Source organism: Streptomyces sp. NPDC016677 (genome assembly GCF_055562815.1).
This window is the reverse complement of record NZ_JBVHEO010000005.1, coordinates 170,694-191,051: the sequence shown is the minus strand read 5'-3', so window position 1 is coordinate 191,051 and position 20,358 is coordinate 170,694. Positions and strand designations below refer to the sequence as shown.

Below are 20,358 nucleotides of genomic sequence, written 5' to 3'. Positions count from 1 at the left end.
ACATCTCAACGGTCCACTCTCTCACCCGTCCCGGACGGGTCGGCGCTTTCCGCTGCGGTGTCCGCTCCGGGGTCACTCGGCTGCTCCGGGTCGCCTGCCCGGGAGTGTGCCCCGGACTCCTCGGCGGGACGGCCGGCGGGGCCTTCCGGGTTCTCGGGGCCGTCCGCGTCGTCCTCCCCGGCGCCGGCGCCGGGGCCGTCGTCGTCCGCGACGCGGGCGGCGGCACGCTTGCGCTGCTGGTACATGCGGTAGCCGGCGAGGACGAGGAGGAGGACGCCGCCGCCGATGACCAGCATCACGGTGGCCGTGATCTCGGTGACCTTCACATCGAAGGTCACGGGTGCGCCGTACTTGCGGCCGTCCGCCGTGTACAGCTGGGCGATCACCGTCGCCCGCCCGTTGGCGTTGGCGGACGTGGTGAACTTCACCGACTGGCTGTGCCCGCCGGAGACCGAGACGGGCTGCTCCTGGTAGGCCTCGCCGTCGATCTTCAGACGCGTCGGGTTGGTCGAGGTGAGCCGGAGCACCAGGTGGTCGGCGTCCTGCACGAGGTTGTTCTGGACGGTCACGGGGATCGTGGCGCTGCGCCCGGACAGCTTCGTCTCCGACTTGTCGATCAGTCGGACCTGGCCGGTCAGCCCGTCGAGGTAGGTCTCCACGCCGTTGCGGAAGGTCTGTCCCTCGGAGGCGCGGCCGCGCCAGGACGTGGACATCTCCCGGTTCATGGCCCGTCCGAAGGGGGTCACCACCCGGGACCGGTCCGACAGGACGGCCTTGAAGTGGTCCAGCTTGTCCTGCGTCCGGGCGATCTGCTCGAACACCGAGTACGGCAGCTCCCGCTTGCGCAGCGAGGAGGGGTACGAGGAACGCGACGGCACCTTCGTCGTGGCGCCCGGGTCCGGCTTGGCCGAGGCGGCGTCGGACAGGTCCTGGGACTCGGACCAGTTGCCGTCCTGCAGCGCGGTCAGCGCCTCGGCCATCGCCCGGGCCTGGCTTCCGGTCGGTGTGCGCTGCGGGGCGACGACGACGCTGCGCTCTCTCCCGGTCTGCAGGTTCAGGGACAGGCTCTGCGCGAGGAACTGCTGGACGGCCGCCGTGGAGGTGGACGCCTTGGTCAGGTCACCCTCGAACGCCGTGGACAGGCGGGCGTCCGCGACGACCGCCGTCGTCCCGCCCCCGATGGGCCGGGCCGCGGAGGGCGTGTACGACAGGCCGCTGCCCTCCTGGAGGCTGTCGCTGCGGGCGATCACCTTGTCGGCCCCGGCGGAGGTGGCGACCTTGACGATCGACGGGTCGACGGCGCCCTCCACCGGCCAGGCGAAGTCGGTGGTCGGTTCCACGTGGAGGATCGGCTCCACCGTGTTGGCGACGACGTCGGTGGCCTCCTTCAGCTGGCTCAGCGAGCCGGTGAAGTCCGTGCCGTTGTGCGCGAGGGAGGCCAGGTCGGGGTCGGCGAAGGGCAGCGCGACGACCTCCTTGTCCGCCACCGCCTTCTGGAGGTCGGCGAGCCACTGCTTGGCGACGGCCTGGTGGGTGCCGGCCGAGGTGTTGCCGTCCGCGTCCCGGACCTCGTAGCCGCGGGTCATCGCGTCGACGGAGGCCAGCAGGTCGGGGTCGACGACCCAGGTCACGTCGAGTTCCTTGCCGAGCGTCACCATCTGGTTCAGGCGGCCGCCGGGGGAGATCTCCTTGGCCAGGTCGTCATTGAGGAAGACCGGGGTCTGCTGCTCGTTCGACCCCGTCTCCGCGGCCATGTGCGCGGTGGAGATCAGCGGCCACAGGAAGGTCGTCCGCGTCCCGGTGCCGGCCTCGCCGGGCTGCCAGGGCAGGAAGGTCCGCTGCACGCCGAGAAGCCGTTCCCAGGGCTGCGCGGAGGTCTGCCCGGAGAGCGTCACGGCGAACTCGTAGACGCCGTCCTCGCCGAGGTCCAGCGCGTCGACCGGGACCGAGACGGTGAAGTGCTCGGCGACCCCGGGAGTGAGCTCGGCGTACTCCTCCGCGTACTTGTCGTCGATCTCCGTGCCGAGCGAGGCGTCGAGGTCGTCGCTGTTCTTGGCGACCGTGTCGATGGCGGAGCGGGTGTCGAGCTGCTCGCCCACCCGCAGGGCGACCTGGGCGTCGGTGACCGCCTGCTTGCCGTTGTTGGTCACCGTGCCCGACACCGTGACGGTGTCGCCGTCCGTGGGGGCGGCGGGGCTGAGCGAGTCGACGGCCACGGACACCCCGTCCGACCCGGCCGCGGTCCGGGCGCCGGTCTGCTCCCCCGCCTGGGCCGGACCGGCCGACACCTGTACGAGGCCTGCCAGCAGCGGTGCGGAGGCGACCAGTGCCATAGTGCGCCGTACCCAGCGGCGGGCAGGTGAGGGATGGGTCCCCTGGAAGTCTGCCGCCTCGGCCACGCGCTCGCCCGTCCCTCGTCGTCGTCAGTGGTCGTCGGATGTGCGTCCACGCATGGTAACGATGCGCGCTGAGGGGAAGTGCCGCGGAGTGGCCCACAAGATCGGGTGCGGGGCCGACGAGGGGAACGAGTGCGAGATCGGGCCGCCGCGTATATGCCCGTATAAAGGGGAGCGTCCGAACAAGTGGTGCGCCCGCCTCCGCCCGGGGCACGTACCCTTTTCTGTTGTGCCGAACGCCAATGAAGTCAACCCCAGTGCCCTGAGTCAGGCGCAGCACCGCGCGGTGAGCGAACTGCTGCGCGTCTCGCCGGTCGCCGACGACCTCGCCCGCCGTTTCCAGGAGGCCGGGTTCTCTCTCGCCCTGGTCGGCGGCTCGGTGCGCGACGCGTTGCTCGGGCGGCTCGGCAACGACCTGGACTTCACCACCGATGCCCGTCCCGAGGAGGTTCTCAAGATCATCCGTCCGTGGGCGGACGCCGTCTGGGAGATCGGGATCGCCTTCGGAACCGTCGGTGCGCAGAAGGACGCCCGCGTCGGAGACGCTGATCGAAGCCTCCAGATCGAGGTGACCACCTACCGGTCGGAGGCCTACGACCGCACCTCGCGCAAGCCCGAGGTGTCCTACGGCGACTCCATCGAGGACGACCTCGTCCGGCGGGACTTCACCGTCAACGCGATGGCCGTCGCGCTCCCCGAGAAGGAGTTCATCGACCCGCACCACGGGCGGGACGACCTCGCGGCCCGGGTGCTGCGTACACCGGGAACGCCCGAGGCGTCCTTCTCCGACGACCCGCTCCGGATGCTGCGGGCCGCGCGTTTCGCCGCGCAGCTCGACTTCGAGGTGGCTCCCGAGGTCGTCGAGGCGATGAAGGAGATGGCCGGGCGTATCGAGATCGTCTCGGCCGAGCGGGTGCGGGACGAGCTGAACAAGCTGATCCTGTCCGCGCACCCGCGCAAGGGGCTGACGCTCCTGGTGGAGACCGGCCTGGCCGAGTACGTCCTGCCCGAGCTGCCCGCCCTGCGCCTGGAGAGCGACGAGCACCACCGCCACAAGGACGTCTACGAGCACTCGCTGATCGTGCTGGAACAGGCGATGGCCCTGGAGCAGGACGGCCCCGACCTGACCCTCCGGCTGGCCGCGCTGCTGCACGACATCGGCAAGCCCCGCACCCGTCGCTTCGAGAAGGACGGGCGGGTCTCGTTCCACCACCACGAGGTGGTCGGGGCCAAGATGACGAAGAAGCGCATGCTGGCGCTGAAGTACTCCAACGAACTGGTGAAGGACGTCTCGCGCCTCGTCGAGCTGCATCTGCGGTTCCACGGGTACGGCACCGGGGAGTGGACCGATTCCGCGGTGCGCCGGTATGTCCGGGACGCGGGACCGCTGCTCGACCGTCTGCACAAGCTGACCCGGTCCGACTGCACGACGCGTAACAAGCGCAAGGCGACCGCGCTGTCGCGCGCGTACGACGGCCTGGAGGAGCGGATCGCCCAGCTCCAGGAGCAGGAGGAGCTGGACTCGATCCGCCCGGACCTCGACGGCAACGAGATCATGCAGATCCTCGGCATCCGTCCCGGCCCCGCTGTCGGGCAGGCGTACAAGCACCTGCTGGAGCTGCGGCTGGAGAACGGGCCGATGGAGCATGAGGCGGCGGTCGCGGCACTCCGGGAGTGGTGGGACCGCCAGGAAGGGTGAGCGCATGTTTCACGTGAAACATGCCGCCGCTCCATCGTTGTGGAGGGTCCGTGTTTCACGTGAAACATCGCCACCCCCGTACGCCGGTACCGACTACGACTACCGGCGTACGCGGCGGACCGTGGCCGCCGCGACCACCGCGTAGACCAGGGCCACGGTCACGACAAGCGGTACCGAGCGGCCGTCCGGCGGCAGCATGAGGGCGGCGACCCCGGCCGCACCGACGAAGGCGACGTTGAACAGCACGTCGTAGACGGAGAAGATCCGGCCCCGGAAGGCGTCGTCGACCGAGGACTGCACGATGGTGTCGGTCGCGATCTTCGAGCCCTGGGTGATGAGCCCCAGGACGAACGCGGCGGCGATCAGGGGCGCGGTGGCGAACGGAAGGCCGAGGGCGGGCACCAGGACCGCGGCGGCCGCGGCGCACAGGGCCATCCAGCGGCCGGGGCCGAGCCGGCCCGCTGTCCAGGGGGTCAGGACCGCCGCCGCGAAGAAGCCGGCGCCCGAGACGCCCAGTGCCAGCCCCAGCAGGGCGAGTCCTTCGTCCGTTCCGGAGGACAGGGCGTACCGGCACAGCATCAGCAGCATCACCAGCAGGGCGCCGTAGCAGAACCGCATCAGCGTCATGGCGGCCAGCGACCAGGCCGCCTCCCGGCGTACCGGCGCGGCGAGGTGCCGCACCCCCGCCACCAGGTCGCGCGCGGTGCCGGTGAGGGCGGTGGCCAGCCGGGGCCGGATCAGCGCCCGGTCGGGCCCCAGCAGGTCCGCCGCCATGCGCAGCGAGGCCAGGGCGCCGCACAGGTAGAGGACGGCTCCCAGCACCACCACCGCGGCGTCGGTGTCGGCGATCACGATGCGGACGACGAAGGCGAGCCCACCGCCCGCCGTTGCCGCCAGGGTTCCGGCGGTCGGGGAGAGCGAGTTGGCGATCACCAGGCGGTCGGCGTCAACCACCCGGGGCAGCGCGGCGGACAGTCCGGCCAGGACGAAGCGGTTGACGGCGGTGACGCACAGGGCGGAGACGTAGAAGAGCCAGTCCGGGACCGAGGCGATCATCAGGAGGGCCGTCACCGAGGCCATCAGGGCGCGCAGCAGGTTGCCGAACAGGAAGACCTGGCGGCGGCGCCAGCGGTCGAGCAGGACGCCGGCGAAGGGGCCGACCAGCGAGTACGGGAGCAGCAGCACCGCCATGGCGGAGGCCACCGCGGCCGGTGAGGTCTGCTTCTCCGGGGAGAAGACGACATAGGTGGCGAGTCCGACCTGATAGACGCCGTCGGCCCCCTGGGAGAGCAGGCGGACGGCGAGCAGGCGCCTGAACCCCTTCAGACGCAGCAGGACGCGCAGGTCACGGACAACGGCCATGGGGGACAGCCTCACATACGGGGAGGGCCCCCGGGCGTACTGCCTCGGGGGCCCTCCTCCGTTCGCGGTCGGAGCGGCTCAGCGCTCGACCTCGCCCGCGATGAACTTCTCGACGTTGGCGCGGGCCTCGTCGTCGAAGTACTGGACCGGCGGGGACTTCATGAAGTAGCTCGACGCCGACAGGATCGGGCCGCCGATGCCGCGGTCCTTGGCGATCTTCGCGGCGCGCAGGGCGTCGATGATGACACCGGCCGAGTTCGGGGAGTCCCAGACCTCGAGCTTGTACTCCAGGTTCAGCGGGACGTCACCGAAGGCACGGCCCTCCAGGCGGACGTAGGCCCACTTGCGGTCGTCCAGCCAGGCCACGTAGTCGGACGGGCCGATGTGGACGTTGTCCGCGCCCAGGTCCCGGTCGGGGATCTGGGAGGTGACGGCCTGCGTCTTGGAGATCTTCTTGGACTCCAGGCGCTCGCGCTCGAGCATGTTCTTGAAGTCCATGTTGCCGCCGACGTTCAGCTGCATCGTGCGGTCCAGGACGACGCCACGGTCCTCGAACAGCTTCGCCATGACGCGGTGCGTGATGGTGGCACCGACCTGCGACTTGATGTCGTCGCCGACGATCGGGACACCGGCCTCGGTGAACTTGTCCGCCCACTCCTTGGTGCCGGCGATGAAGACCGGGAGGGCGTTGACGAAGGCGACCTTGGCGTCGATGGCGCACTGGGCGTAGTACTTCGCCGCGTCCTCGGAGCCCACGGGCAGGTAGCAGACCAGGACGTCGACCTGCTTGTCCTTGAGGACCTGGACGATGTCGACCGGCTCCTCGGCGGACTCCTCGATGGTCTGGCGGTAGTACTTGCCGAGACCGTCGAGGGTGTGGCCGCGCTGGACCTGCACGCCGGTGTTCGGCACGTCGCAGATCTTGATGGTGTTGTTCTCGGAGGCGCCGATGGCGTCCGCGAGGTCCAGGCCGACCTTCTTGGCGTCCACGTCGAACGCGGCGACGAACTCGACGTCACGGACGTGGTAGTCGCCGAACTGGACGTGCATCAGGCCGGGGACCTTGGCCGCCGGGTCGGCGTCCTTGTAGTACTCGACGCCCTGCACCAGCGATGCGGCGCAGTTGCCCACACCGACGATGGCTACGCGAACCGAACCCATTCCGGTTGCTCCCTGTGTGTACGAGTGAGGCCCTGGCCGGGCGCTCACGTGGCGGTGTCGTCGGGCGTATCCGGTCGCGGGTCGTCCCCGGACCGGGGCAGACCGCCCGGCGCTCCATGTGTGGTGTCCTGTCGAGCGGACCCCTCGGGGCCGGAACCGCGCAGGTCCCGTCCCGCCCGCTCGCTCTCGATGAGCTCGTTCAGCCAGCGCACCTCGCGCTCCACGGACTCCATGCCGTGGCGCTGGAGCTCCAGCGTGTAGTCGTCCAGACGGTCCCGGGTGCGCGCCAGCGAAGCGCGCATCTTCTCCAGGCGCTCCTCCAGCCGGCTGCGGCGCCCCTCCAGTACGCGCATGCGTACGTCACGCGACGTCTGTCCGAAGAAGGCGAAGCGGGCGGCGAAGGTCTCGTCCTCGTACGCGTCGGGACCCGTCTGCGAGAGGAGCTGCTCGAAGTGTTCCTTACCTTCTGCCGTCAACCGGTAGACGATCTTGGCTCGGCGCCCCGCCAGAGGGGCGGTGGCCTCGGGGGTGTTCCCCGGCTCCTCTATCAACCAGCCGTTGGCGACCAGCGTCTTGAGGCAGGGATACAGCGTTCCGTAGCTGAACGCCCGGAACACACCCAGTGACGTGTTGAGCCGTTTACGCAGCTCATAGCCGTGCATCGGGGACTCGCGGAGCAGGCCGAGGACGGCGAACTCGAGGATGCCGGAACGCCGGCTCATCGTCGCCTCCCCTTGGTCGCCTGGGTCCTTATGCCGAGCTGATGTATCGACTCGATACATCCAGACGATAGAACGGCCTCTCGTGTGCGACAAGAGGGAAACCCGTGAACGGGATCACATCGTTGATTCATGGAAAGCAAGTTGCCTGATTTGAGGTGAACTTCGAAGCTCGGGGGTTTCGCCGGTGCGTAGTCTGTGCGCCATGCAGACCACCGGGAACCGAGTGATGCCCGGGGGCGTCCCTGTCCCTGGTGCAGTACGGGTGAATACGGCAGGGGCCGCATCCGTACTTCGGGGGGACCGGAAACCAGCCGCCGTTGCCAGGCGCGCAATGGTGCGCCTGCCCGAGGAGTAGTCGTTCGATGAGCGAGCACCGTCGCAAACCGCCGCAGCCGCAGGGAGGCGGACGTGCCGCGGCCCGACGCGGCCAGTCCGGTTCGTCCTCCGGCCGCCGTGCGGCACCGCGAGGCGCCACAGAGTCTCCGTCCGGCTCGCACGCGCCGGGAGGTGAGGAGCAGTACGGGAGCCGCGCCGAGGCCCGTCGTGCGGCCCAGCGCAGCGGTGGTGGCCGCCGCAGAGCGGCCGAACCGGGCCGCGGCGGGAGGCGTGCGGCCCCGCCGGGGCGCGGCCGGGCGCCCGCGCCGGACAAGAAGCGGATCATCGACTATCCGCGCTTCGACAAGTACGGATGGCGCCGCTGGGTGCCGTCCTGGAAGCTGGTCTCCGGCCTGTGCGTCGGGTTCTTCGGCGCCATGGTCGCCGCGGCGGGCATCGCGTACGCGATGGTGGGCATCCCCGACGAGGCCAAGACCGCGACGGCGCAGAACAACGTCTACTACTGGGCCGACGGCACCCAGATGGTCTCCACGGGTGGCGAGCGCAACCGGCAGATCGTCGACCTCTCCCGGATCCCCAAGGCCATGCAGAACGCCGTGATCTCGCAGGAGAACAAGACCTTCTACGACGACAGCGGCATCGACCCCAAGGGCATCGCGCGCGCCGTGTACAACATGGCGATGGGCGGCGACACCCAGGGCGGTTCGACCATCACCCAGCAGTACGTCAAGAACGCCATGCTGGACGACCAGTCGCAGACGATCTCCCGCAAGGTGAAGGAGATCTTCGTGTCGATCAAGGTCGGCACCAAGCTCAAGAAGCAGGACATCCTCGCGGGCTACCTCAACTCCGCCTACTACGGCCGCGGCGCCTGGGGCATCCAGGCGGCCTCCCGGGCGTACTTCGACAAGGACTCCGAGGAGCTGAACCCCGGGGAGTGCGCCTTCCTCTCGGCGATGCTGAAGGGCGCGACCTACTACGACCCGGCCGGAGCGACGTCCATCGACTCGGCCGCCACGCCGAAGGCCAACCAGCGGCGGGCCCTGCTGCAGATGCAGGACACCCTCGACAAGATGGTCGAGTACGGGCACCTGAGCGAGACGGAACGCGCCAAGTACACCGAACTCCCCAAGTGGGAGAACCCGCGGTCGAACACCCAGCTGAGCGGGCAGATCGGTTACCTGGTCGACCTGGCCAAGGCGTCGCTGGTCAAGAACGACGTGGTCACCACCAACCAGCTCGAACAGGGCGGGTACTCGATCTACACGACCTTCGACAAGAAGAAGGTCGAGGAGCTCGAGAAGGCGGTCACCAAGGTCTACAAGGAGAACATCGACCCGAAGAAGCGCCCCGACAAGGACACCGACGTCCAGTTCGGCGGTGCCTCCGTGAATCCTGAGACCGGTGCCATCGAGGCCATCTACGGCGGTCAGGACGCGACCACGCACTTCACCAACAACGCCGATGTGACCGGTGCCCAGGTCGGTTCGACGTTCAAGCCGTTCGTGCTCGCCGCCGCGATGACGTACGGCGTCCGTGACCCGGACCTCGGCGAGGTGCAGTCGGAGGACGAGCGCACCCTGGTCTCGCCGAAGAGCCTGTACAGCGGCAAGAACCAGTGGAAGGTCAAGAACTACGACGGGAGCGTCTGGCAGAACGAGAAGGGCGAGGAGTGGCTGCAGACCAATGACGGCGGCGCCGACGCCACCAACGGTGAGGCGCCGGACTTCATGATCGACCTTCGCGAGGCGATGCGGGAGTCGATCAACTCCGCCTTCGTCCAGCTCGGCATGGACGTCGGCCTGGACAAGGTGAAGGACTCCGCGCTCAAGGCCGGCCTTCTGGAGGACAGCCTGGCCGGCACCACGTTCCCCTCGTTCTCCATCGGTATCTCCGACCCGAGCGCGATCCGGATGGCCGGCTCCTACGCCACCTTCGCGAGCAGCGGCGAGCAGCGTGACCCCTTCTCCGTGACCAAGGTGACGGACAAGGACGGCACGATCTACACGCACAAGGTGAAGACCGAGCAGGCGTTCACCGCCAAGGTCGCGGACAACGTCACGGACGTCCTGAAGACCGTCGTCGAGGAGGGCACCGGCAAGAACGCCCGGCTCACGGGCCGGGAGGTGGCCGGCAAGACCGGTACGACCGACGGCAACAAGTCGGCCTGGTTCGTCGGCTACACCCCGCAGCTCTCCACCGCGATCAGCATGTTCCGCTACCCGGACGACGAGAGCGTCAAGAACCGTCAGTTCCTGGAGATGTACGGGACGGGCGGTCAGAAGGAGATCCACGGTGCCTCCTTCCCGTCCGAGATCTTCAAGGACTACATGGAAGACGCGCTCAAGGGCGAGCCGGCGGTGAAGTTCCCCAAGCCGGAGTCCATCGGCGAGGTCGTCAACGACAAGCCTTCGCCGTCGGCGTCCCCCTCGGTCACAGAGACCGAGAAGGAGGAGTCGGAGAGCCCCTCTCCGACCCCCACGCAGTCGGAGACGCAGGAAGAGACCTCACCGACGCCCACCACCAGCGAGACCTGCGGCGCCTGGGACTGGGGCTGCGAGGAGGGGTCGGACGGCGGTACCGAGACGGGCGACGAGGGCGAGGGTGACGCCAGCGAATCCCCCTCGTCGTCCGCCACGGAGTCGGAGGAAGCCGGCAACTCGCGAGGCAATGACGGAGGCATCTTCGGATAGCTGCCGGATCGCCCGGCATGGGTGTTTCACGTGAAACACCCCTATGTTTCACATGAAACAGGGCCGCCGCACCGACCTGGTGCGGCGGCCCTCGGCGTTTTCAGAGGTACGTACGGCAGGATGTGCCCCATGCCCAGTGCAGAATCGACGCAAGCGAGCACCCGGCCGGGCCCGGTGCGGCCGACCCAGGAGGACCAGGTCGCGGCGGCCGGCAGCGAGCTGTTCGGCGGCCCTCTCGGTCGACGGGCCCTGCTCGGTACGTCCTGGTGGACCCCGGTACGGGTGATCGCACTCGTGGCGATCGGCATGTTCGCCCTCGGCCTGGTCCAGAAGGCGCCCTGCTACAACGGCGGATGGTTCTTCGGCGCCGGCTCGCAGTACACACACGCCTGTTACTCGGACATCCCGCACCTCTTCACCGGACGCGGGTTCGCGGACGGGCTCGTCCCGTACTTCGACAAGATCCCCGGCGACATGCAGTACCTCGAGTACCCGGTGCTGACGGGCGTGTTCATGGAGGTGGCCTCCTGGCTCACGCCGGGCGGTGACAGCATCCAGGACCAGCAGCAGTGGTACTGGCTGGTCAACGCGGGCATGCTGATGATCTGCGCGGTGGTCATCGCGGTCTGCGTGACCCGTACCCACGGACGGCGGCCGTGGGACGGCCTGCTGGTCGCCCTGGCGCCTGCCTTCGCCCTCACCGCGACCATCAACTGGGATCTGCTGGCGGTCGCTCTGACGGCCGCGGCGATGCTGATGTGGTCCAGGAGCCGTCCGCTCGCCTTCGGAGTCCTCCTGGGGCTCGCCACGGCCGCCAAGCTCTACCCGTTCCTGATCCTCGGACCGCTGCTCGTCCTGTGCTGGCGGGCGGGCAAATGGCGGGAGTACGGGATCGCCCTCGGCGGCGCCGCCGTCTCCTGGCTCGTGGTGAACCTGCCGGTGATGCTCTTCGCCTTCGACGGCTGGTCGAAGTTCTACACCTTCAGCCAGGAGCGGGGCGTCGACTTCGGATCCTTCTGGCTGATCCTGGCGCAGAACTCGGACGACCCGCTCAGCACCGAGACGGTCAACACCCTCGCCATGCTGCTGATGGTGCTGTGCTGCGGCGGCATCGCGGCACTCGCGCTGACCGCGCCCCGCCGGCCGCGCTTCGCCCAGCTGGCTTTCCTGATCATCGCGGCCTTCATCCTCACCAACAAGGTCTACTCACCCCAGTACGTCCTGTGGCTGGTGCCGCTGGCGGTGCTCGCCCGGCCGAAGTGGCGGGACTTCCTGATCTGGCAGGCGTGCGAGGTGGCCTACTTCCTCGGCATCTGGATGTACCTCGCGTACACGACCAGCGGAGACGCCCACAAGGGGCTGCCGGCCGACGGCTACCACTGGGCGATCGGCCTGCATCTGCTGGGCACGCTCTACCTCTGTGTGATGGTGGTCCGCGACATCCTCATGCCGGACCGGGACCCGGTGCGCAGGGCCGGTGACGACGATCCCTCCGGCGGGGTGCTCGACGGCGGGGCCGATGTCTTCGCCCTCGCCCGCGGGGCGGGCCCGGTACGGCACACGGAGGAGCTTGAGGGACCACACGTGGAGTGGGGCACCGAGCGGCACGGCGACGGGCCGCGCTGAGCGGATTCCCGGGGAGCGACTGCCTCCCCGGCACGCAGAAGGCCGTACCCGGTGATCCGGGTACGGCCTTTGTGCTGCGGGAGGGCCTCGGTGGGCCCGGGGGAGCTGATCGGAGCCGAGACGGGCGGCCTGGGCCGTCGAGCCGTGGTCCGGGCCGACCAGCCCCGGCTGGACCAGCCCTGGCTGTCAGCGGTCGAGGAGGCGGTCGAACTGCGTCGTGGTGTGGCGCAGGTGGGCGACCAGCTCGTCACCGACCTTCGGCTCCGGCGCGTCCGAGGGCACGAACAGGATCGAGACCTGCATGTGCGGCGGCTCGGCGAACCAGCGCTGCTTGCCGCCCCAGACGAACGGCGAGAGATTCCGGTTGACCGTGGCGAGACCGGCCCGGGCGACGCCCTTGGCGCGCGGCATCACCCCGTGCAGGGCCTTCGGCGCCTCCAGCCCCACGCCGTGCGAGGTGCCGCCGGCCACGACCACCAGGAAGCCGTCCGAGGCCGCCTTCTGCTGCCGGTAGCCGAACCGCTCCCCCTTGACGACCCGGGTGACGTCCAGGACGGCCCCGCGGTACTCGGTGGCGTCGTGGTCACCCAGCCACAGCCGGGTGCCGATCCGGGCGCGGAAGCGGGTCTGCGGGAACTGCTGCTGGAGGCGGGCCAGTTCCTCGGCCTTGAGGTGGCTGACGAACATGGTGTGCAGCGGCAGCCGGGCCGCGCGCAGCCGGTCCATCCAGCCGATGACCTCCTCCACGGCGTCCGAGCCGTCGGTGCGGTCCAGCGGCAGGTGGATGGCGAAGCCCTCCAGCCGGACGTTCTCGATGGCGGCGTGCAGCTGCGGCAGCTCCTGCTCGCTGATGCCGTGCCGCTTCATCGAGGACATCACCTCGATGACCACCCGGGCGCCGACGAGACCGTAGACCCCGTCGATCGAGGAGACCGACCGGATGACCCGGTCGGGCAGTGGCACGGGCTCCTCGCCGCGCCGGTACGGCGTCAGGACCAGCAGGTCGCCGCCGAAGAAGTCCTTGATCCGGGCGGCCTCGTACGTCGTGCCGACGGCCAGCACGTCGGAGCCGAGCCGGGTGGCCTCCTCCGCCAGCCGCTCGTGCCCGAAGCCGTAGCCGTTGCCCTTGCAGACCGGGACCAGTGCGGGGAACTGCTCCTGCACGTGCTTGTGGTGCGCCCGCCAGCGCGCGGTGTCGACGTAGAGCGTGAGCGCCATGGCCGGACCTGGAACCTTTCTCGTGGCAGCGTGTGTCGGGGTGGGGAACGCGGCGTCAGCGACGCGACATGTAGAGGTCGAGTGCCTTGTGGAGCAGCTTGTTGAGCGGGAAGTCCCACTCGCCGAGGTACTCGCCGGCCTCGCCGCCGGTGCCGACCTTGAACTGGATCAGCCCGAAGAGGTGGTCGGTCTCGTCCAGGGAGTCGGAGATGCCGCGCAGGTCGTAGACGGTGGCGCCGAGCGCGTAGGCGTCGCGCAGCATCGTCCACTGCATGGCGTTGGAGGGCCTCACCTCGCGCCCGATGTTGTCGGAGGCGCCGTAGGAGTACCAGACGTGCCCGCCGACGACCAGCATCGTCGCCGCCGAAAGGTTCACGCCGTTGTGACGGGCGAAGTACAGCCGCATACGGTTGGGATCCTCGGTGTTGAGGGCCGTCCACATGCGCTGGAAGTAGGAGAGCGGGCGGGGCCGGAAGTGGTCGCGCACGGCCGTGATCTCGTACAGCCGCTGCCACTCCTCCAGGTCGTGGTAACCGCCCTGGACGACCTCGACGCCGGCCTTCTCGGCCTTCTTGATGTTGCGGCGCCACAGCTGGTTGAAGTTCTTGTGGACCTCTTCCAGGGACCGGTTGGCCAGCGGGACCTGGAAGACGTAGCGCGGCTGCACGTCGCCGAAGCCGGCGCCGCCGTCCTCGCCCTGCTGCCAGCCCATCTTGCGCAGCTTGTCCGCCACCTCGAAGGCGCGCGGCTCGATGAAGTCGGCCTCGATGTCGCGCAGGCGCTTGACGTCCGGGTCCTGGATGCCCTTCTTGATGGACGCCGCACCCCAGCGCCGGATGATCACCGGCGGGCCCATCTTGACCGAAAAGGCACCCTGGCGCTTGAGGTGCGCCAGCATCGGTTCCAGCCACTCCTGGAGGTTCGGCGCGAACCAGTTGATGACCGGGCCCTCGGGGAGGTAGGCGAGGTAACGCTTGATCTTGGGCAGCTGACGGTAGAGGACGAGGCCCGCGCCGACCAGTTCGCCGGTCCGGTCATCGAACCAGCCGAGGTTCTCCGAGCGCCACTCCGCCTTGACGTCCGCCCATGCCGGGACCTGCATGTGACTCGCCGACGGCAGGCTCTGGATGTACGCCAGATGCTGCTCGCGACTGATGGTCCTCAGGGTCAGGCTCATTCGGGGCGCTCCTCGGGCTGGTTCGTCCCCATGGGTACAGGGGCTCCGGCTCTCGCGCGAAGCCTACTGCGCCCGCGGCGCGCCCCGACTGGGCCCACGGCTCCTTTGCCCGGGCCGGGCCGAGACCCGCCGGAGACCGGAGCGTCACCCGCTGTTCGATTGTGGTGTCCCTGGCGTCAGTGGATGACCCCGCCGAACAGTCCGCCGTGCGCCATGCCCAGGAGGAGGCCGACGCCCGCGGCTCCCATGCCCACGATCAGGCCGAAACGCTCCCGGGTGGTCACCGAGACCCACAGGCCGTAGGCGCCGGCGACGATGCCGAGCAGGCCGGTCCAGGAGCTGAGCAGGTGCAGATGGTGGAACATCGCGGTGATGAACGACGCGACGCCCAGCACCAGGGTCGCGGCCATCAGGGCGTCCTGGAGCGGATGGGGCTTGCCGTCCGTGGCGAAGAGGCCGCCGGCGGTGTCGGTTCGCATTACCTGTGCCATGGGGCACCTCCTGCGATAGGCGGCGCATGGTAGCGCCCTACACACCCTTTGTGTACAGATTGTCTGCCTCTCCGGCCGGATTTCAACCGGAAGCCGAGGTGCGGGTACTGTGTACCGTCTGCACCGGTGTCTGCTCAGTCGCAGCCTTGAGAGCCCTCGGCGATCGTCCTGATTGTCAGTGGCCGCTGCTCTACTGATGACAGGTACCGAGGCGAACGCATCACAACCCTCCTGCCACGGAACGACCGTGGCCGCTGAGTCCAAAGGAGGTGGGTTCCACATGCGTCACTACGAGGTGATGGTCATCCTCGACCCCGATGTCGAGGAGCGCGCTGTCTCTCCGCTGATCGAGAACTTCCTGTCCGTCGTCCGTGACGGTGGCGGAAAGGTCGAGAAGGTCGACACCTGGGGCCGTCGTCGTCTCTCGTACGAGATCAAGAAGAAGCCCGAGGGCATCTACTCGGTCATCGACCTGCAGGCCGAGCCTGCGGTCGTCAAGGAGCTCGACCGCCAGATGAACCTGAACGAGTCGGTCCTCCGGACCAAGGTCCTCCGTCCCGAGACCCACTGAGCTTCCGCTCAGCCGGTCCGGGATTCGAGTAGCAGCACAAGCAGCCAGCAGCAAACCCGCCGAGAGGTTCCCCCATGGCAGGCGAGACCGTCATCACGGTCGTCGGCAATCTTGTCGACGACCCCGAGCTGCGCTTCACCCCCTCCGGTGCGGCCGTCGCGAAGTTCCGTGTCGCGTCCACTCCCCGCACCTTCGACCGCCAGACCAACGAGTGGAAGGACGGCGAGAGCCTCTTCCTGACCTGCTCGGTCTGGCGCCAGGCGGCGGAGAACGTCGCAGAGTCGCTCCAGCGAGGCATGCGCGTCATCGTGCAGGGCCGGCTGAAGCAGCGGTCCTACGAGGACCGTGAGGGCGTCAAGCGCACGGTCTACGAGCTGGACGTCGACGAGGTCGGCGCCAGCCTGCGCAACGCCACGGCCAAGGTCACCAAGACCTCGGGCCAGGGCCGCGGAGGCCAGGGCGGCTACGGCGGCGGTGGCGGCGGCGCCCAGGGTGGCGGCGGCTGGGGCGGCGGCCCCGGCGGCGGCCAGCAGGGCGGCGGCGCTCCGGCCGACGACCCGTGGGCGACCGGCGCTCCCGCCGGTGGCCAGCAGGGCGGCGGCGGTGGCTGGGGTGGAAACTCCGGCGGCGGCGGTGGCGGCGGCTACTCGGACGAGCCCCCCTTCTAGGGCGCCCCTTCCAGGGACGTCCCCCAGGGACGGGTTCGTACCCACACTTCTTGATCACACAGGAGAATCACCATGGCGAAGCCGCCTGTGCGCAAGCCGAAGAAGAAGGTCTGCGCTTTCTGCAAGGACAAGGTCACGTACGTGGACTACAAGGACACGAACATGCTGCGGAAGTTCATTTCCGACCGCGGCAAGATCCGTGCCCGCCGCGTGACCGGCAACTGCACCCAGCACCAGCGTGACGTCGCCACGGCCGTGAAGAACAGCCGTGAGATGGCGCTGCTGCCCTACACCTCCACCGCGCGATAAGGGAAGGGTGACCGACTCATGAAGATCATCCTCACCCACGAGGTCTCCGGCCTCGGTGCCGCGGGCGACGTCGTCGACGTCAAGGACGGTTACGCTCGCAACTACCTGATCCCGCGGAAGTTCGCCATCCGCTGGACCAAGGGCGGCGAGAAGGACGTCGAGCAGATCCGTCGCGCTCGCAAGATCCACGAGATCCAGACCATCGAGCAGGCCAACCAGGTGAAGGCCCAGCTCGAGGGCGTCAAGGTCCGCCTGGCCGTCCGTGCCGGCGAGGCCGGTCGTCTCTTCGGTTCCGTCACCCAGGCCGACATCGCCTCGGCGATCAAGGCTGCCGGTGGCCCCGAGGTCGACAAGCGCCGCATCGAGGTCGGCTCGCCGATCAAGACGCTGGGCGCCCACGAGACGTCCGTGCGTCTGCACCCCGAGGTCGACGCCAAGGTCAACCTCGAGGTGGTCGCGGCCTGAGTGCCGTACCCGCTCAGCGGTTGAGTGAGGGGGCCGTGTCCTTCTGGGACGCGGCCCCCTCCTCGCGTGCGGGAGGCTTTGCGCCGACGCGTGCGGCGACAGCGCGTGTTTCACGCCGCTGCCCGTTGTTTCACGTGAAACGGTCAGCGCGTGGCACCCGTGACGACCCAGCGGCCGGAGCGTGTCCGCAGCCACAGCGTGGCCAGACGGACGGTCATCATCAGTGTCATGGCCGCCCACAGGGCGGTGAGTCCGCCGCCGTAGACGGGGACGAGCAACGCCACCGGGGTGAAGGCCGCCAGGGTGACCAGCATCGCCCAGGCCAGGTAGGGGCCGTCGCCCGCGCCCATCAGGACGCCGTCCAGGACGAAGACGACGCCACAGACCGGCTGGGACAGCGCTACGACCACCAGAGCGGGCAGGGCCGCGTCCTTGACCGCGGAGTCACCGGTGAACAGCGGCAGAAAGGCCGGCCGGGTGACCACCACCAGCACACCGAGCACGACTCCTACCGCGACGCCCCACTGGACCATGCGACGGCAGACGTCCCGGGCCCCTTGTCCGTCACCGGCGCCCAGATAGCGCCCGATGATGGCCTGTCCGGCGATGGCGATGGCGTCGAGAGCGAAGGCGAGCAGGCTCCACAGGGACAGGATGATCTGGTGAGCCGCGATATCGGCGTCACCGAGGCGGGCCGCCACAGCCGTCGTGATCATCAGGATCGCCCGCAGTGAGAGCGTACGGACCAGCAGCGGTACGCCGGCCTGGGCGGAGGTCCTGATCCCGGCGAGGTCCGGCCGCAGCGAGGCGCCGTGCCGACGCGCGCCGCGGACGACGACCACGAGATAGACGGCGGCCATCGCGCACTGGGCGATGACCGTGCCCCAGGCGGAGCCCGCGATGCCGAGGCCAGCACCGTAGACCAGCCCGGCGTTGAGGACGGCGTTCGCGACGAAGCCTCCGACGGCGACGTACAGGGGTGTCCGGGTGTCCTGGAGGCCGCGCAGGACACCGGTCGCCGCGAGCACGACGAGCATGGCGGGGATGCCGAGCGAGGAGATGCGCAGATAGGTGGTGGCGTAGGGGGCCGCGGTGTCGGAGGCGCCGAAGAGCTCGACGAGCGACGGAGCCGTGGGCAGGACCACGGCGATGACGGCGGCTCCGAGCAGCAGGGCCAGCCAGATGCCGTCCATGCCCTGCCGGATGGCGGACTGGAGATCGTCCGCGCCGACGCGCCGGGAGACGGCCGCCGTGGTGGCGTAGGCGAGGAAGACGAAGATGCTGACGGCGGTGGTCAGCAGGGCCGAGGCGACGCCGAGGCCGGCGAGTTGGGCGGTGCCGAGATGGCCGACGATCGCACTGTCGGCCATGACGAAGAGCGGCTCGGCGACGAGCGCGCCGAAGGCGGGGACGGCCAGAGCGATGATCTCTCGGTCGTGCCGGGCCCGGGTGGGGCGGGAGCGCGCGGAGGCCTGTGTCATGAGCACCAATCTAATCTTCCACAGGTAAGAGATGCAAAGCTATTGTGACCCTTACTTTATGTCTCAGTGTGTGTATATCCGTGTACGGTCCACATCGATCTTGATCCGACCGGGCAAGTTTTTCTTCTGCACAGCCGGTGGATGGTGAAAGCGCTGGTCACAGCCGTCGTGCGGGGGACGGCGAGGGCTTGTTCACAGGGCTGTCCACCGGGTCGTGCACAGGTTTCGCGGAGTTCTCCACAGCATCTGGGCCGTCGTCCACATGGCCTGTGGATAACCAGATTGGCTGACGGTGCCGACGGGCCTACGGTGGTCCGGCGCCCGCTCCGTCCACCGGTTCGCGAAACGGCATAAATCCGCTGCGCCGGAACCGGAGTTGGGCCTCTTATTTGTCAGTGCCGTGCCGTAGAACTGAGGGGCACGGCGAGGTCCGCACCGCGGACGGGAGGAGGTGGCTCGGTGAGCATTTCCGAGCCCTTGGACGAGCCGTGGGCCGACAGCGGCCCAAGCGATCGTCTGCCCGCCTCCCGCCGCCGGGGTGACGGGGCGCGTGGCCGTGACGACCAGCACGAGCGCGGCCGGGAGAGCGGTGTCTGGGACGGCGCGGGCCCGGCGTTCGAGCGGGTCCCCCCGCAGGACCTGGACGCCGAGCAGTCGGTGCTCGGCGGCATGCTGCTGTCCAAGGACGCCATCGCCGACGTGGTGGAGATCCTCAAGGGCCACGACTTCTACAAGCCGGCCCACGAGACGATCTACCAGGCGATCCTCGACGTCTACGCCAAGGGCGAGCCCGCCGACCCGATCACGATCTCCGCCGAGCTGACCAAGCGGGGCGAGATCAACAAGGTCGGCGGGGCGTCGTATCTGCACACCCTTGTCCAGACCGTGCCCACGGCGGCCAACGCCCCGCACTACGCCGAGATCGTCCACGAGCGGGCCGTCCTGCGCCGCCTGGTCGAGGCGGGCACGCGGATCACGCAGATGGGGTACGCGGCCGACGACGACGTCGATGAGATCGTCAATCGGGCGCAGGCGGAGATCTACGCGGTCACCGAGCAGCGGACCAGTGAGGACTACCTGCCGCTCGGCGACATCATGGAGGGCGCGCTCGACGAGATCGAGGCGATCGGCTCGCGCAGCGGCGAGATGACCGGGGTGCCCACCGGGTTCACCGACTTCGACTCGCTGACCAACGGACTGCATCCCGGGCAGATGATCGTCATCGCGGCGCGTCCCGCCATGGGTAAGTCGACGCTGGCGCTGGACTTCGCGCGGGCCGCGTCGATCAAGCACAACCTGCCCAGTGTCGTCTTCTCCCTGGAGATGGGGCGCAACGAGATCGCGATGCGTCTGCTGTCCGCCGAGGCCCGGGTCGCCCTGCACCACATGCGGTCGGGCACGATGACCGACGACGACTGGACGCGGCTGGCGCGCCGGATGCCGGACGTTTCGGCGGCTCCGCTCTACATCGACGACTCCCCGAACCTGTCGATGATGGAGATCCGCGCCAAGTGCCGCCGCCTCAAGCAGCGCAACGACCTGAAGCTGGTCGTCATCGACTACCTCCAGTTGATGCAGTCCGGCGGCTCCAAGCGCGCCGAGAGCCGGCAGCAGGAGGTCTCGGACATGTCCCGTAACCTCAAGCTGCTGGCCAAGGAGCTGGAGATCCCGGTCATCGCGCTCTCCCAGCTCAACCGTGGTCCCGAGCAGCGCACGGACAAGAAACCGATGGTCTCCGACCTGCGTGAGTCCGGTTCCATCGAGCAGGACGCGGACATGGTCATCCTGCTGCACCGCGAGGACGCCTACGAGAAGGAGTCGCCGCGGGCGGGCGAGGCCGACCTGATCGTGGCCAAGCACCGAAACGGCCCGACCGCGACGATCACGGTCGCTTTCCAGGGGCACTACTCGCGCTTCGTGGACATGGCACAGACCTGATCCAGATCCGTGGAGCCGCCTCGGCCCTCCGGAAATGAGCTCGAC

General features: G+C 69.0%; 16 protein-coding genes. 8 read left to right on the top strand and 8 right to left on the bottom strand.

Annotated elements, in window-relative coordinates; all coding sequences use genetic code 11:
• Window positions 1–5 precede the first annotated feature (5 nt).
• Entirely contained in the window at window positions 6–2,399 is a 2,394-nt protein-coding gene (locus ACZ3IG_RS17035; protein WP_467432740.1) for a DUF6049 family protein, read from the bottom strand.
• Between the two features lie 226 nt (window positions 2,400–2,625).
• Between ACZ3IG_RS17035 and ACZ3IG_RS17030 the strand changes: the two genes are divergently transcribed.
• Window positions 2,626–4,095 carry a CCA tRNA nucleotidyltransferase gene (locus tag ACZ3IG_RS17030; RefSeq protein WP_467432739.1) on the top strand — a complete coding sequence of 490 codons (1,470 nt, stop codon included), beginning with the start codon at window positions 2,626–2,628 and terminating at the stop codon, window positions 4,093–4,095.
• Window positions 4,096–4,194: 99 nt separating this feature from the next.
• Here ACZ3IG_RS17030 and ACZ3IG_RS17025 read toward each other — a convergent pair whose 3' ends face one another.
• The 3 genes from ACZ3IG_RS17025 to ACZ3IG_RS17015 form a co-directional block, all read right to left on the bottom strand.
• Entirely contained in the window at window positions 4,195–5,457 is a 1,263-nt protein-coding gene (locus ACZ3IG_RS17025; RefSeq protein ID WP_467432738.1) for an MFS transporter, read from the bottom strand.
• Between the two features lie 78 nt (window positions 5,458–5,535).
• Entirely contained in the window at window positions 5,536–6,618 is a 1,083-nt protein-coding gene (locus ACZ3IG_RS17020) for an inositol-3-phosphate synthase (RefSeq protein WP_467432735.1), read from the bottom strand.
• Between the two features lie 44 nt (window positions 6,619–6,662).
• The gene (locus tag ACZ3IG_RS17015) at window positions 6,663–7,340 is read right to left on the bottom strand and encodes a PadR family transcriptional regulator (protein ID WP_467432734.1); all 678 of its coding nucleotides are present in this window, start codon (window positions 7,338–7,340) and stop codon (window positions 6,663–6,665) included.
• 362 nt (window positions 7,341–7,702) lie between these two features.
• Between ACZ3IG_RS17015 and ACZ3IG_RS17010 the strand changes: the two genes are divergently transcribed.
• Complete coding sequence (locus ACZ3IG_RS17010; RefSeq protein ID WP_467432732.1) at window positions 7,703–10,369, top strand: transglycosylase domain-containing protein; 2,667 nt, start codon at window positions 7,703–7,705, stop codon at window positions 10,367–10,369.
• Window positions 10,370–10,498: 129 nt separating this feature from the next.
• A complete protein-coding gene (locus ACZ3IG_RS17005; protein ID WP_467432730.1) occupies window positions 10,499–11,995 on the top strand; it encodes a glycosyltransferase family 87 protein in 1,497 nt (498 codons plus the stop codon).
• Between the two features lie 186 nt (window positions 11,996–12,181).
• Here the strand turns inward: ACZ3IG_RS17005 and ACZ3IG_RS17000 are convergent, their stop codons facing one another.
• From ACZ3IG_RS17000 to ACZ3IG_RS16990, 3 genes are all read right to left on the bottom strand, one after another.
• Complete coding sequence (locus ACZ3IG_RS17000) at window positions 12,182–13,213, bottom strand: alanine racemase (protein ID WP_215169689.1); 1,032 nt, start codon at window positions 13,211–13,213, stop codon at window positions 12,182–12,184.
• A gap of 55 nt (window positions 13,214–13,268) precedes the next feature.
• The gene (gene femX, locus ACZ3IG_RS16995; protein ID WP_215169687.1) at window positions 13,269–14,390 is read right to left on the bottom strand and encodes a peptidoglycan bridge formation glycyltransferase FemX; all 1,122 of its coding nucleotides are present in this window, start codon (window positions 14,388–14,390) and stop codon (window positions 13,269–13,271) included.
• A 176-nt stretch (window positions 14,391–14,566) separates the two neighbouring features.
• Window positions 14,567–14,881: a hypothetical protein gene (locus ACZ3IG_RS16990; RefSeq protein ID WP_467432728.1), complete on the bottom strand. Its 315-nt coding sequence runs from the start codon at window positions 14,879–14,881 to the stop codon at window positions 14,567–14,569.
• 280 nt (window positions 14,882–15,161) lie between these two features.
• Between ACZ3IG_RS16990 and rpsF the strand changes: the two genes are divergently transcribed.
• From rpsF to rplI, 4 genes are all read left to right on the top strand, one after another.
• Window positions 15,162–15,452: a 30S ribosomal protein S6 gene (gene rpsF / locus ACZ3IG_RS16985; protein ID WP_215169684.1), complete on the top strand. Its 291-nt coding sequence runs from the start codon at window positions 15,162–15,164 to the stop codon at window positions 15,450–15,452.
• Between the two features lie 74 nt (window positions 15,453–15,526).
• Window positions 15,527–16,120, top strand: a complete 594-nt coding sequence (locus ACZ3IG_RS16980) for a single-stranded DNA-binding protein (RefSeq protein ID WP_467432725.1) — start codon at window positions 15,527–15,529, stop codon at window positions 16,118–16,120.
• 72 nt (window positions 16,121–16,192) lie between these two features.
• Window positions 16,193–16,429, top strand: a complete 237-nt coding sequence (rpsR, locus tag ACZ3IG_RS16975) for a 30S ribosomal protein S18 (protein ID WP_003949403.1) — start codon at window positions 16,193–16,195, stop codon at window positions 16,427–16,429.
• A gap of 18 nt (window positions 16,430–16,447) precedes the next feature.
• Window positions 16,448–16,894 carry a 50S ribosomal protein L9 gene (rplI, locus tag ACZ3IG_RS16970; RefSeq protein WP_215169674.1) on the top strand — a complete coding sequence of 149 codons (447 nt, stop codon included), beginning with the start codon at window positions 16,448–16,450 and terminating at the stop codon, window positions 16,892–16,894.
• A 143-nt stretch (window positions 16,895–17,037) separates the two neighbouring features.
• Here rplI and ACZ3IG_RS16965 read toward each other — a convergent pair whose 3' ends face one another.
• Window positions 17,038–18,375, bottom strand: coding sequence for an MATE family efflux transporter (locus ACZ3IG_RS16965; RefSeq protein WP_467432722.1), 1,338 nt, complete (start codon window positions 18,373–18,375; stop codon window positions 17,038–17,040).
• 459 nt (window positions 18,376–18,834) lie between these two features.
• On the opposite strand from ACZ3IG_RS16965, the gene dnaB reads away from it, so the two are divergent.
• Complete coding sequence (dnaB, locus tag ACZ3IG_RS16960; RefSeq protein WP_467432721.1) at window positions 18,835–20,313, top strand: replicative DNA helicase; 1,479 nt, start codon at window positions 18,835–18,837, stop codon at window positions 20,311–20,313.
• Window positions 20,314–20,358: the final 45 nt, after the last annotated feature.